This window comes from Colwellia sp. KS18-150, assembly GCF_057551365.1.
The window spans coordinates 330211-345275 of the sequence record NZ_BAAJMC010000002.1 but is presented as its reverse complement, the minus strand read 5'-3'; the positions used below and the strand labels follow the sequence as shown (position 1 = coordinate 345275).

The window sequence follows — 15065 nt, the reverse complement described above, 5'->3', positions numbered from 1 at the left end:
CACCATTAAATTGAAACTTATATAGGAAAGCTTAATTTAAACTGACAACCCTTTATTTTAGATTTTTTGCTGCGATTTGACTTTATTATACTGATTTCCCCTTTATGGGCTGAAAGCAATGTGCTGATGATCGCTAAGCCTAACCCTGTTCCACCATGCTGTTTCGCGGTAGTAAAAAAAGGTTCAAATATGCGTTTAGCATTTTGCTCAGTGATCCCTTTACCATTGTCGCTAAAGAGTAAATGAATAAACTGTCTTTTTCTAATTAATTCAATCGTGACTATGTCGCCTCCGTGTTGAATGACATTTTTGAATAAATTACTGACAATACTCGTGAGTAATTCTTTATTCATATATACCATGAAAGCCGCTGTGGGCTTATTGAAATGTATTTCAGTCAACGAGTCTTGGAAGAGTTTCGACTGTTCTTCGATAACTTTTGATAAGTCACAAGGGGCTTTAGGAATTTTTTGAATATCAGCTTTAGCCAGCTCAGTTAACTGCCGCATTAATAACTGCATACGATTACTGTTAGCATCAATGTTGTTCAAAAACTTTATTTGTTCTTCTTCGGATAGATCATGGATATGATCTTGCAAAATTTCTACTGCGCCTTTTATCGCAGTAATCGGAGTTTTAAATTCATGAGAAACATAGGAAGCAAAGTTCTTAATTTGTTCAGCTCTTTGAATTTGCTTATTTGACATTCTTACCAGAGTTTCTGACAGTAGTTCAAATTCAGACGTTACTGGATGCTTAAGTACTGTTAGCGATTTCTCATCCCCATGAATAGCTTTTTTAGCCTGCGCTACTAATGCTTTTATCGGTCGAGTAATAGCATAAGCAGTAAAAAATGATATTGCTAAAATAAGAATAATAAGAAAGGAGCCATAGAAGATAAATAGATCCATATTTTGATAAATATGTTGAAATACACTAGCGGGAGTCCGTATTAAATGAATTGCACCTATGATACGGTGCTCGATAACAATAGGGTAAGCGACATGAATGCGAATGTCTGATGTTCTACTGATAGGCGAGAAAAACCTATCGTCTGTTGGCTTCGCCCATTGCCTAATTACTCTACTTACCTCACCTTTTAATGCTTGCTGAACTTCTATTCTATCAAGTATCGACTTTTCTTTTACCCAGCTAGTAGAGGAAACAATAATTCCGTTAATATCAACAATGCGCATACCTGACAGGGTAGTTAATTGCACCTCTTTGAGTAATTCATCAAATCCTTTTCCTATGCTTAAGGCGATAGGATCTACTGTAATGTCGGTGTCCTGAGGATTGTTTTCTATCGGGTAGATGGGGCTACTATTTAAATCGAGTGTTGGTGGCACGGGACGCCATTTACCGAGGATAGGATCATCTTTAGGCCAGAGTTTTTCAGGTAATGGTTTACCGTATTCTTCTATTGATAAATTCGGGTGCTGATCTTTTAATTGTTTGGTATAAATACTGGCAAGCATTACCGCTTGGGTAATTAAAGCATTTTCCGTTTGATGAATGAGCGTGTTGTCATATAGCTTCATTAACGCTATGCCCGCAACAGGCAAGGATAATATAACTGAATTTATCAGGATAAAAACATGACTTAATCGTAACCGTATTTTCATTTTATTATTTTCACAATCGAAGAGCAGTCTAGGTAACCTGAATTCAGGTTAGGTAATATTTATACGTGATAAACTTAGCTAATTGATTGATGCGGTTAAACATTAATTAACTGATCACAAATATTCACTCGATAGCCTACACCATGAACGGTATCAATTGGGGCACCGCCAACTTCTTTAAACTTGTTTCGAATACGTCGTAAATGACTATCAATAGTACGGTCGCTTACGGCAACATTATGAGAATAACTGCCGTCCATTAATAATTCACGACTAAAAACATGGCTAGGCCGTTTTGCCATTGTAAATAGCATTTGAAACTCAGTTGCTGTTAACTCAAGTTTATTTTGGTTCCAAAGTACATCCCTAGTATCGGTATTTATAAACAAAAATCCGTGGTTTATTTCACTGCAAACTTCTTCTTGTTGGCTAATATTGCTACGTCTTATAATTGTTTTTATTCGGGCCACCAATTCACGGGCACTAAAAGGTTTGGTAATGTAATCATCAGCGCCAAGCTCTAAGCCAATGATCTTATCTATTTCTTCATCTCTAGCAGATAAAAACACTAAAGGAACTTGCGACTCTTGACGTATTATCCTGCAAACATCCGTGCCTTCCAATTCCGGCATACCAATATCGAGTATGATGAGATCTGGCTGCTCAGCTTTAAACTTTGCTAATGCTTGTTTACCATCTTCCGCTTCAATAATGTCGAAATTAGCGCGGGTTAAGCTAAATGAAATAACTTCTCTAATATGAGGATCATCATCAACAATCAAAATTTTACTATTCATACTTAGCTAACCTTCTTTATGACGCTTTAAGTGATAAGGGCCTGTTGAACTTTCGTGTTAAATTTTGTTCGAGCTAAAAGTGTTTTATTCGCGGCGAGTAGTGTGTAGCCTAGTTATTCTACGCAAACACTGCTCAACAATGAAAAAAGCGCTTTTAGCCGAATCCTTCGGACAGCATTTGTTAGTCAGTTTTACCGCGTTATCGCTTTTTTATGTGAAATAACCACACTACAAAAGCTCTGCCTTGTATAACTTCCCAACAATTTACTGCAAAAGCTATCCCGAAAGATCAATATGCCCTAACTGAATATCGTTATTTTGTTAGCAAAACACAAGACCTTTTTCATAAATGGGATTAATTGCGCAAAATTTGCAAAAAAAAGACGGGGTAAATGTGTTTTTTTGTACTTCTGTAGGCAAATTACCTCCCTAGAGTATGCAGCATTAAAGTGACATTTTTTCTGTGGCGATAGATACATCTTCTCTTTTGTATTCTCTTTTGTTTGCAGGCTCTTTGATCTAATCAATTTAGTTTTATTTGTGAAAAATTATATATATGTTTAACCGTTATTTTATTTTTAAAAAAAGAACCTTCTTTACCTACATACTCAGTATTCTCATCGGTGCTATGTACTTACAAGGTTGTCAGCCTAATCTATTTGGTAATAAGTCGCTGAAACTTGAGGAAAGTTTAGCGCAAAAAATCATGCTGGATTTTCGCTACTATTGCCCATCAGCAACACCACATGAGGCTGCTCAAGAAGGTTATCAGTGTAAAACGCCAATGACTGAATTACCTATAGAACTGGCGCAATTAATCACTGATTCCTCACTTGGCGGCGTGATCCTCTTTGCGGAAAATATTGATAGCATTTCTCAAACCGTAAAGTTAACGCGCGATTTGCAAAATGCTGCGTTGAAATCAGACGTTGCACAACCATTGTTTATATCTACCGATCAAGAAGGTGGACGAGTCGTTCGTATACCCCGTGATATAGGTACTTCATTCACCGGCAACATGTCTATTGGTGCTACATATGGGCAACACGGTAATAAGTTTGCTTATAACGTTGGCAAGGTTCTGGGCAGTGAGTTAAAAGCTTTAGGCATTAATGTTGAGCATGGCCCTGATGTTGATGTAAATGTAAATCTGGATAATCCTGTCATTAATGTCCGCTCTTTTGGTGAGGATCCAAGCATGGTTGCTGATTTAGGTATCGCAATGCTAGAAGGGATAGAGTCAACTGGTGTTATGGCAACGCTTAAACATTTTCCTGGCCATGGTGATACCAACACGGACAGTCATACGGGGTTGCCTAAAGTGATGCATGACTTAGCACTTGCTAAAAAGGTGGATTTATACCCCTTTCAAAAAGCAATAAATAACGCTCAAGTTAATATGATCATGACGGCGCATATTCAATATCCCTCTTTAGATAGTACTGAAATAGTAAATATGCATGGTGAATCAATGATTAAGCCCGCCACTTTATCTAAAAAGATCCTAACGGACTTGTTAAGAGATGAAATGGGCTATCAAGGGTTAATTATTACTGACGCATTGGATATGGCAGGTGTTAGTCACTTTTTTACTCCTACGGAAGCGGTTTTGGCGACATTTGATGCTGGTGCTGATATCGCTATGATGCCAATAAAAATTAGAACAAAGGGAGATATTGAACGCTTTAAAACTTTTATTAACTATTTAGCAGCGCGAGTAAAAGAAGATAGTAATATGCTCGAAGAAATTTCACGCTCTGTTGAACGTATTATAAAAGGAAAACAGGTATTTATAAGCCATGTTGTTAATGATGATGAGTTAGCAATTAAAATAATAAAAGCTGAAGAAGTACTAGGGAATGAGCAGCATAGAAGCCTTGAAAAGGCACTAGCAGAGAGTGCTATTGTCGAGATTAAGAAAGCGAATAGTTTGACGTCATTCGCCATGAAAGACAGTAAAATACACTTGGTTTTTCCTACCCTTGAGCAGTCTTCGGCTATGGCGAATTATTTATCAACTGACTCTTTAACAGGCCATATAAGCCAAACTAACCTAGCAGAATATGATGAGAAAAATCTGCTTAATGCTATTAACAAAAGTGATGTTGTTATTGTTGGCTATGATAGTCAAAAGTCGGCAGTGGAATTGGGCGGAGCTGAAGATATCTCCCATAATCAAACACTAAGCCTTGGACTATTAGATAAAAAAAATCATGCCTTAACAATTCTTAAGTATGCCAAACAGCAGGGTAAGGTTACTGTGTTTATCCCGTTAAAGCTTCCTACAAAAATATCAGTTTATCGCCCGTTTAGTGATTGGATATTGGCTAGCTTTGATGGTCAAACTTATATTGATTCTAAGAGCAATTTACCTATATCTCCAAGTCTATCAGCCTTGGCAAAGGTGTTATTAGCGAACCATAAAGCATTAGGCACACTTCCTATTTCTTTGTAGCTATTTTGTTTACGAAAGACTTCCTTCTGTGGTTGATTATGTTGTATTTATCAACCACTTTTTTTTTGAGGGGGAGCAGTATTTTTTGGTATGACTGTTATTAGACACGCACAACACAAGTGAATAATATTTTAAGTTGAGCTTATTATGATCACTCATGCATTTCCCTATCTAGCCATACTCTTAATGAGTGCCGGTATTTTGAAATTTTTCGAGTCAAAAAGCCAATTAAAAATATTTAGCCTGTTACCGGCTATCGTTATTTTATATTTCTTAGTAATGCTCATGTCCACTATAGGCTTATGGCAAAAAACGGCAGAAATAAATGCTGCTTATCAAGGCGTGAAAACGAGCCTTTTGCCAGCGATGATATTTTTAATGTTGTTAAACGCTGATTTGAGACAAATAAAAAAGCTAGGCGCTAAAATTATTTTTGCATTTCTTACCGCATCTTTCACTATAGCGATTGCTTTCATCATCGCTTACGCGCTATTTCTCCCTATGTTAGAAGTGGGTAGCTGGAAAACCTTTGCGGCATTAAGTGGCAGCTGGATGGGAGGCACGGGAAATATGGCTGCCATTCAATTAGCCTTGGATGTTCCTGATAGTTCCATGGGGTACACCTTACTCATTGACTCTATCGATTACGCGATTTGGGTGATGTTGTTATTATCATTAGTACCTTACTCTAAACGCTTTGATGATTGGGTTGGTACAAACTCTGATAAGCTTAATGAAGTGAGCAAAAAGCTAGCAGGTAAACAAGTAAATGCTCATAAAGATCAAAGTGCTTCGTTATTATTATTACTTGGTTTAGCTCTCTTTATCTCAGCAATTTCACAGCATCTAGCAGGTATGTTACCTAGCACAACCTTTTTCACTGTCACCACGTGGACAGTATTAATGGTAACCATGCTGGGTGTGGTCTGCGCCATGACACCTTTAAGTAAGTTATATGGCGCCAATGAAATATCGACTATTATGCTGTATTTTATAGTAGCGTTAATTGCTTCTCGAGCTAACTTTGCTGAGCTTACTCAGGCACCAATGTATATTATTATGGGGTTAGTGATATTACTTATTCACGGAGTGTTGATGTTACTGGCAGCAAAACTATTTAAGTTTGATCTTTTTACTTGTGGGATCGCCTCACTTGCCAATATTGGTGGTGTAGCTTCGGCTCCCATTCTAGCGGCGGCATACTCTAAGGCATTGATTCCCGTTGGTGTATTAATGGCACTGCTTGGTTATATTCTTGGAACAGGCGGTGGTTTATTGGTGGGTAAAATATTATACCAACTCCATTAAGTTAGTTTCCACTCAGAGCTTGCTAGGGGTTTGAGAACAAATAGGTTTTCTTTTCATATAGTCATTCTATATGAAAGAAACTTAATGAAATTGGTATTATCCTTTTGTAAATTAACTAATAAGTTGAACACGATGAAAATATTTTCTTTATTAACAGCCCAAAGACTTTGTTTATTTTCGGTATTGTTGTTGATACAAAGCTTCACTCAAGCAGCAGACTATCAAACCGATGTGATTGATATTCGTGAAATGCATTTATCGCCTAATTATTGGTTAAATAAATTACCAAAAGATGAAAGCTTGTTAATGTCGCAGCAAGATATTAACGCCTTTAATCAACAATTAGTCCAAAAAAGCCCGTACATTACTTTACCCTTGTCAGTACAGGGAGAGTTATCTAAAGAGCAACTCGTTAATAAAATCAATGAGATAAGTAAACCATCAAAACATCCTCGATATTATACCGATGGCAGAGCCGTAACTCAGCAGGATTATCAGAGCTATATTCAGGCTACAGATCAAGGCGCTATACAGGTTAAAAATATCGTTCAATATGGTTTAGTGGTTAAACGTACTTCACTGAGAACATTTCCAACCAAAGACAGAATATTTAAACAAGGAAAAGATCGCGATCTCGATAGGTTTCAAGAAAGTGCATTATTTCCGGGTGATGCCGTCGCTGTTTTACATACCAGCAAAGATAAACAATGGTATTTAGTGCAAGCCTATAATTACCTTGCTTGGGTACAGCAAGCTGATGTGGCTATTGGCAGTAAAGCTGATATAGCTGATTTCCTCAACAGTGAAAATTTTATTGTTGTCACCGGCAGTAAAATATTCACCAACCATGTTCCTAACCATGAAGACATTTCCAATCTTCAGCTTGATATGGGGATCCGTTTACCTTTAGCCAAACGTAGTGATGTTGGCGATAATTTGTACGGACAAAACCCTTTTGCCAATTATGTAGTTCGGCTACCGGTGCGAACTGAGCAGGGTAAACTGGCACTAAAACTTGCGCCGATCCCTAGAGGACAGGATGTTAGCGTAGGTTACTTACCATTTACCAAAGAAAATTTAATCATCCAGTCATTTAAGTTTTTAGGAGAGCGTTACGGTTGGGGGCACGATTATAATGGCCGTGACTGCACTGGCTTTATTGGTGAAATCTATAAAAGCTTCGGTTTAATTATGCCAAGAAATTCAGGACAACAAGCCAAGAGTACTTATGGCATTAATCATTTCTTTAATAAAGACTCTTCCACCGTAAGTAAATTAGAGGTGATTGAGAATTTACAAGTAGGTGATCTTATCTATATTCCTGGTCATGTCATGATGTACTTAGGTGAAGACAATTCAAAACCATTTGTTATTCATGATGTTAAAGGTTTAAGTTACCTTGACGCACAAGGTAAAACCTACCGAGGTACCTTAAACGGCGTTTCGGTAACAAGCTTGTTACCGATGAAAGGTTACGTGAAAAGTATCACCAACATTAAACGTATTAGAGTGAAATAATTATGATGAAAATTACCAATATTCGCTTTGCGAAATTGATTGTGCCGTTAGTTACACCATTTAAAACGGCAATTCGTAGTGTCGATAATATTGAAGATGTCGTGGTGATTATTGAAACTGATAGTGGCGATATAGGCTATGGATCAGCCCCCGCAACACCTGTTATTACTGGTGATACCCATGGTTCAATCATCTCGGCTATCGACACTGTGCTAAAACCTATGTTAATAGGGCGATATATTGAAGACATCGCTGATATTACCAGCGCAATTCAGTCTACTATGGTTAACAATTATAGTGCTAAAGCTGCGGTAGAGATTGCCGTTTATGATTTGTGGGGCAAACTTTATCAAGCACCCTTGTATAAATTGTTAGGCGGAGGTCAAAACCAGTTAAAAACTGATATCACCATTAGCGTTGATGACATTGATAAAATGGTCAGCGATTGTAAAACGGCTTTAGCGCAAGGTTTTGATGTTCTCAAAATAAAAATTGGTAAAAATATCCATCAAGACATTGAACGAGTGACCAGTATTTATGATGCGGTTCAAGGACAAGCGAAAATTCGTCTTGATGTGAATCAAGGATGGACAGCTAAGCAGACGGTTTTTGCTATCCAAAAACTTGAGTCGTTAGGGGTTGAATTGGAGTTAATTGAGCAACCAGTAAAAGCGGATGATATCGCAGGCATGCGTTATATTAGTGAGCGAATATTAACGCCGGTAATGGCGGATGAAAGTGCTTTTGGGCCTAAGGAAGTTATTGAGCTAATTCATACCAATGCTGCTGATATTATAAATATTAAACTGATGAAAACCGGCGGATTATCTAAAGCGATTAATATTGCCAATATTTGCCAAGTGTACAACGTCGAGTGCATGATAGGTTGTATGTTAGAAGGCAGCATAGCTGTTGCTGCGGCGGCACATTTAGCGGCAGCGAAATCGAATATTATTACTAAAATAGACCTTGATGGTCCTGCTTTAGGTACGTTTGACCCCGTTGTGGGCGGGGTTGATTTTACTTTATCGGATATTCTTTTGAGTAACGCGCCAGGTTTAGGTATAGAGAAAATAAACGGTTTAATTGAATGCTAACTTAATAACTAACCTGAGCTCGGCTTAACACATGTTTCTCTAACGGCTATTTTTACTGACTTCTGCGTTAAATTGTCTTGCAATAGGCCAGCTATTGACGCGAAATTTGCCTTGAATTAAGTCAAACTATCACGTTAGAAATTGATTGAAATATTTATTATTTTATTTCAATGAGTTAAAAATCTCTTAAACCGAGTTCAGGTTAACTATGACTTACGAAAATTTAAATTCCAAAGTAATCGTTATTGTGGAATAATGTATTCCTGTTCTGGTTAAGTATATACTTTTAAGTAAGGCCTAATTTATGAGTGCGCAGTATACAGGTTTAGATTGGTTAGTATTTATTGCCTATGGCGCAATACTCTTATTGTCTGGCTGGTGGGTAAATCGGAAAAAATCGACAAGCAGTGAAGATTATTTTCTTGGTGGTAATGCCATGCCTATGTGGATGGTTTCTATTTCGGTATTAGCCACTTCTCAATCAGCGGCTACCTTTTTAGGCGGACCGGATATGGGATATCGTGGAGATCTCTCTTATTTAGCTACCAATATTGGTGCTTTTGTCGCGGCCTTATTTGTCTCTATTTATTTAATTCCTAAGTTTTATCAATATAAAGTTTTTACTGTTTATGAGCTGCTTGAACGACAGATAGGTCCTAGAGCCAAAAAGCATGCCGGCATAATGTACTTATTTGGTCGTGTATTTGCTAGCGGTGCTAGGCTATATATGGCGGCAATTGCCGTCGCGATGATCTTATTTGGTGATATCGCTGCCGTCAGTATTATCTATGCAACCATCATCATTACGTTAGTCGGGTTATTATTTTCGGTTTTTGGTGGTGTTCGTTCTGTTATTTACAGTGATGTTATTCAAGCGGTTGTGTACGTGAGTGCAGCCTTATTTGTTATCTATTTCCTTTACATTGCAATTCCTGCGGACTTTTCAACTATTGTTGCCACCTTACAAGAGCCTTCTGTCATAGCTGCAGGTTTTACTCAGTCATCAAAACTAACCTTGTTAAATTTTGATTTTGATTTTAGCAGTGCCGGCATGTTTGGTTTTTGGTCTGCTATTACAGGTTTCTTATTACTTAATATTGCTGCATTTGGACTTGATCAAGACATGACTCAACGAGTATTAACCTGTAAAACACAGGCTGAAGGTAGCAAAGCCATGCTATTTTCAGTGGTGATGGTGATCCCAGTGATGTTCTTATTTTTAGTGATAGGTTTGTTGTTATTCATTTTCTATCAACGACCAGACATTATGGGTGAAGGCGCAGCAACAGCAATGGCGTCTTTTGATGGCGCTAAAGTCACGGTATTTATGTCTTACGTACTAAACCAAATTCCTGCAGGAGTAAGAGGCTTGGTGACAATTGGTATTATCGCCGCGGCATTATCGACACTTAATTCAGGCCTTAGCTCAATGTCATCAGTGTTAGTGCAAGATCTGTATAAACCGTTTAAATTACAAAAAGGTGTAGCGCTTGCCGATAGCCATTATGTGTTTGCAGGTAAAGTGAGCATGGTTATTGTCGCGTTTGCGTTAGCAGCGATGGCGGTGCTGTGTTTCTATTGGCAACAGTATACAGACACCCCTTTATTAGCATTTGCACTTAGTGTAATGCTATTTTCATACAGTGGTTTGCTCGGCGTATATTTCACTGCCTTGTTTACTAAGCGAGGCAGCGAAAATTCTGTAACCGCTGCCTTAATTACCGGTTTCGTTATCACTTTATTGTTTCAACCTTATGTGCAAAGTTTATATTTACCAGAGCGTATGCTGTTTGATTTAGCATTTACTTGGAAGCTTTGTATCGCCACCTTTATTTCAACGCTTGTATGTTTAATGGGCTCACGTAGCTCGCAAGTTGAGAATAACGAAAAAGCAGAAAATAAACTTGAGGCTCATGCTTAATGGAGTCATTGAAAAAACAAAACAAGATTGAGTATGTACTTGGAATTGACGGTGGTGGCAGTAAAACTATTGCTCGATTAGAACACCTCGCCACTCAACAGTCATGGCATGCAGTTGCAGGACCATCTTCGTTAACAAACGATTTTGCGGGTGCAGTAAAAGTAATAAAATCGTTAGCAGAGGATTTAGTCAATCAAGCTGAATGTCAAGCAAGTGAAGTTTCGACAGTGTTCGGTTTAGCTGGTGCATGTAATCAAGATAAAGTGGCTCAATTACACGAAGAGTTTAACCAGTATTTTGCTATGCTGAATATCTTTAATGATGCTAAAACCTCGGCATACGGTGCAAATGACGGTGCTGAAGTTGCGGTTATTGCTTTAGGTACTGGCTCTGTCGGTATGCGATTGCAGAAGAACGATGCTGGCGAATTAAAAACGACGTTAGTCGGGGGCTGGGGATTTTTGATTGGTGATGAAGGTGGCGGTGCAAAATTAGGTTATCATGCAATAAAGGCTTTAGTGGCTGAACTTCATCATTTTGGCGAGCTGAAAAGCCCGCTATGCCAATCAATTGCGCAGCATTTATTTACTAAGAAAAACTCTGTTACTCGACAAGATATTTCCGTTTGGCTTGCTACTGCAAAGCCTATAGATTTTGCTAAATTCCCCCCCCTAGTAGTTCAGCACCAGTATGACTGTACTGTTGCTAAAGACATTATTACCAAACATATGGCTCATGTAGAAGCGTTGATCGCAGATACAAGGGGAAACAGTGACTTACCTGTTGTTGTTGTTGGTGGGCTTGCTGAATTTACTCGACAACACTTATCAACTAGCAGTAAACAATTAATTATTCCTGCTAAAGGAAGCTCTCTTGATGGAGCTTGCTTACTGGCGAAGACACAAACTGGTCATCATTAGTAAATATTAGTTGTGAAAATTTGCTCTCAATTTAGCTCCTGTTTAATCCTTTTTTACTGAAATTAGCTTTTTGCACAAAATTTGCAAATTATTTATGGTTTATTTGCTCCATCATTGTGGTTATTTTGCGCAAGTATTTATTTTACTTACGGTAGACTCATTAAATAGTAGTTTTATTTTTATACTATTGTACCAAGGGAAGAATAACTTATTACTAATTTAGTTTTCGTTTTGGCGCTTTTATTCTTTAGACGATTATCTGGAAAGTCATAGTTAAAAATATCTGTTTACTATAAGAAAACACATGAAGCATTACTAAAATATGTCGGAGTTTCTAACATGAAAACACACAATAACAAAAGTAAATTTAAGCACTCGCTATTAGCGGTGGCGGTTGGGGTGAGTTTGTTTGCCGCAATACCAGCTGTTAATGCATTACAAGGCGGCGCAATCAAAGGTAAAGTGACCGAACAAGCAACAAGCTCGGCACTAGAGGGAGTATTGGTTACTGCTACCAGTAATGTGATGCCAAAACCTCGTTCAACCACGACCAATGAAAATGGTAGCTATAACTTACCATTACTTATTCCTGGTACTTATGAATTAACCTTTACTGCTAAAGATGGTTCGGTGTCTAAGTCCACAGTTGAAGTAGTACTGGATCAAACCACACGTTATAACCAAGCTATAACGAAAGATAGCGTTGAAATTATCACTATTACAGGCTCATCTATTGTCCGTGAAGGTGACTCCTCTTTGACCAATTCCATTGGCGCAAAAGTTGTCGAAGCTGTGCCAATTGGACAAGATTATCGTAGTTTAATGAAATTGATCCCAGGTGTTCAATATTCAGAAAACAGTACCTTAGGACCATCAGCAGGTGGTTCGGGTCGTGATAATAAATATGGCTTTGATGGCGTTGATGTATCGTTACCTATGTTTGGTAATTTAGCATCAGAGCCTTCTACTCACGATATTCAATCGGTATCAATGGACCGAGGTGGCGCAAAAGCTGTAGGATTTAACCGCTCCGGTGGTTTCTCTATGAATACGGTATCAAAATCAGGTACTAATGAATTTCATGGCAAAATTGAATATAAAGCGCAACCAGAGTCACTTTATGCGGATAAGGATGACGACACAGGTGAAACTTATGACACAGACAAATCATGGTTAACCGCTAGTGTTAGTGGCCCTATCATTGCAGATGAACTCTTCTTTTATGGTTCGTATTACCGCCCTGAAGTTACCCGCTCAGATAAAGTAACTGCGTATGGGCCAGCGAAAGATTATAGTGATGTGCGTGATGAATTATTTGGTAAGTTAACTTATGCCCCTATTGATGACTTACTCATTAATTTAAGTTACCGAACCTCTGATCATGAAGTTCGTGGTGACTCTGTGGATGCTTTTGGTGCTGACAGTACCTCAACTGGCTCTGATGCGACTCAAGATATTTTTACGTTTGATACCTCATATTTAATCAGTGATTACACCACCATTAGCTTTACCTATAATACTTTTGAAAATAAAAATAAAAGTGGTCCAGATACTTTGTTTCCTAATGTCGTTCCTGCTTTTGGAGATTCATTAGACTTAGCAAACCTAGATTCACTTGGACTATTTAATGTCCCGAATGCAACTAGCGAAGATCCTGCGTATGATACCGTAGCTGCGCAAGCCTTAATTAACCAATATGGTTATGTAGGTGATGATGGCTTAATGCACGGCGGTGGTAGTGTTGGAGGTGGCTCGACTATTAATAATCAAGATTTCTATCGAGACACAATAGAGTTTGCTATCGATCATGAACTTGAATGGGGTGATGCTTATCATACTCTACATTTTGGTGTGCAGTGGAAGGAAGGAAAAGAAGAGTTAAGCCGTTTTTCTAATGGTTGGGGTAGCATCTCTTACATTGGTGGTACAGTGCCTGATGATTATACTGGTACTGAAACGGTTTATTATCAATCAACCACACAGCAAATGAGCTTTGTCGATGATTCAGGTAGTGTTGTTGATACTATCACCTCACGTAGTGAAGCTATTAACTTTGAAATTAACGATACTATTGAATGGGATAATTTCACCTTTAATATTGGTGTTGTAGTCAGTCAAGACACTTTATATGGTCAAGGCTTGAAAAAGAATTCAAGCAATGTTTCTGGTTACGAACTTGCCCCAGGTAACGAATATGAAATGCATAAAACGGATTTTGCAGACATGATTCAGCCTCGTTTAGGTGTTATTTGGGAATACCAACCAGATGCCACTATCTTTGCTAATTATGCTAGTTATAACCCTGAAGCAAGCTCGCTAGCTCGTGCAGCATCTTGGGCACGAAACACGCAAAAAACGTTGAAAGTATTTTTCGATGAAAATGGTGATTATTTAAGTAATGATCCAGCGAGTGGTTCATCTGGTAAGTTCTTTCAAGAAGGCATTAAACCGCGCCGTATCGATGAAATCACCATAGGTACTTCAAAATTAGTAACCAGCCAGTTAAATTTGCGTGGTCATATGCGCTATCGTGAAGGATCACATTTCTGGGAAGATACTTGGAATGGCTCTCGTGGTTATGAATATGATGGTCCATTTGGTGGTGTGCCAGAGCATATTGCCGCGAAGGGATTATATATCCCTGAATTAGATGATTATCGGGCTGAAGTAGGCGGTTCATCTTATGTTATTGCAGAGCTTGATGATTCTTACACTAAATATTGGGAATTAAGTGTTGAAGCCGAGTGGCAAGGTGAGCGTAGTTATTTAAATGCTTCATATGTTTACAGTCATTATTACGGTAACTTTGATGCTGATAATGTAAGCGGTAATAATGATGGTAACTTATTTATTGGCTCATCTAATTTAGCTGATGGTATTGGTCGTCAATTATGGGATGGTAAAGATGGTGATTTATCAAGTGATAAACCTCATATCTTTAAAATGTTTGGTTACTATACCCTTGATTGGGAAGCACAAGTTGGTTTCTATGCCTTGTATCAATCAGGTAGCGCATGGGAGTCTTGGGATGGCTCTTTATATGGCTACTCAAGCTCAACTATACGTTACGCAGAAGAAGCGGGTTCTCGACGTGAACCAAGCCATTGGCAAGTAGATTTGAACTATACCCAAGATTGGAATGTTTCAGAAACTTTTACAGTGAAATTCCAAGCGGACATATTCAATATCTTTGATAACCAGACTGGTTATAATATGGACCCGTATGTATCAAATGAAACATTTGGTGAAGCACGAAGCTTAATTAATCCACGTCGTGTGCAGTTAAGTGCAAGTATTGAGTTTTAATTATACTTAACAGCTAAACTGTATTTGATAAAATGCCTGCTATTGATAGCAGGCATTTTTTTATGCCTTTGATAATTACTAAAACTTGAATTACTCTTTAGGTAATATAATAAGTTGA

Annotated in this window: 9 protein-coding genes; 7 read left to right on the top strand and 2 right to left on the bottom strand. The window is 38.1% G+C overall.

The features are described from left to right. Nucleotides 1–17: 17 nt before the first annotated feature. A complete protein-coding gene (locus AC27IF_RS04780) occupies nucleotides 18–1625 on the bottom strand; it encodes a HAMP domain-containing sensor histidine kinase (RefSeq protein ID WP_487052593.1) in 1608 nt (535 codons plus the stop codon). A gap of 95 nt (nucleotides 1626–1720) precedes the next feature. Beyond that, the gene (locus AC27IF_RS04775; RefSeq protein WP_487052592.1) at nucleotides 1721–2422 is read right to left on the bottom strand and encodes a response regulator transcription factor; all 702 of its coding nucleotides are present in this window, start codon (nucleotides 2420–2422) and stop codon (nucleotides 1721–1723) included. Between the two features lie 556 nt (nucleotides 2423–2978). On the opposite strand from AC27IF_RS04775, the gene AC27IF_RS04770 reads away from it, so the two are divergent. The 7 genes from AC27IF_RS04770 to AC27IF_RS04740 all read left to right on the top strand — a co-directional run bounded on the left by AC27IF_RS04770 (nucleotide 2979) and on the right by AC27IF_RS04740 (nucleotide 14947). After that, entirely contained in the window at nucleotides 2979–4877 is a 1899-nt protein-coding gene (locus tag AC27IF_RS04770; RefSeq protein ID WP_487052591.1) for a glycoside hydrolase family 3 protein, read from the top strand. A 147-nt stretch (nucleotides 4878–5024) separates the two neighbouring features. After that, entirely contained in the window at nucleotides 5025–6185 is a 1161-nt protein-coding gene (locus AC27IF_RS04765) for a DUF819 family protein (RefSeq protein WP_487052590.1), read from the top strand. Between the two features lie 132 nt (nucleotides 6186–6317). Continuing rightward, complete coding sequence (locus tag AC27IF_RS04760) at nucleotides 6318–7703, top strand: C40 family peptidase (RefSeq protein ID WP_487052589.1); 1386 nt, start codon at nucleotides 6318–6320, stop codon at nucleotides 7701–7703. Nucleotides 7704–7705: 2 nt separating this feature from the next. Next, nucleotides 7706–8800, top strand: coding sequence for a dipeptide epimerase (locus AC27IF_RS04755; protein ID WP_487052588.1), 1095 nt, complete (start codon nucleotides 7706–7708; stop codon nucleotides 8798–8800). Between the two features lie 304 nt (nucleotides 8801–9104). Further along, nucleotides 9105–10721, top strand: a complete 1617-nt coding sequence (locus AC27IF_RS04750; protein ID WP_487052587.1) for a sodium:solute symporter — start codon at nucleotides 9105–9107, stop codon at nucleotides 10719–10721. After that, nucleotides 10721–11641, top strand: a complete 921-nt coding sequence (locus AC27IF_RS04745) for a glucosamine kinase nucleotide-binding domain-containing protein (RefSeq protein WP_487052586.1) — start codon at nucleotides 10721–10723, stop codon at nucleotides 11639–11641. Before AC27IF_RS04750 ends, AC27IF_RS04745 begins: the two co-directional genes overlap by 1 nt. A gap of 339 nt (nucleotides 11642–11980) precedes the next feature. Continuing rightward, nucleotides 11981–14947, top strand: a complete 2967-nt coding sequence (locus tag AC27IF_RS04740; RefSeq protein WP_487052585.1) for a TonB-dependent receptor — start codon at nucleotides 11981–11983, stop codon at nucleotides 14945–14947. Nucleotides 14948–15065 lie beyond the last annotated feature (118 nt).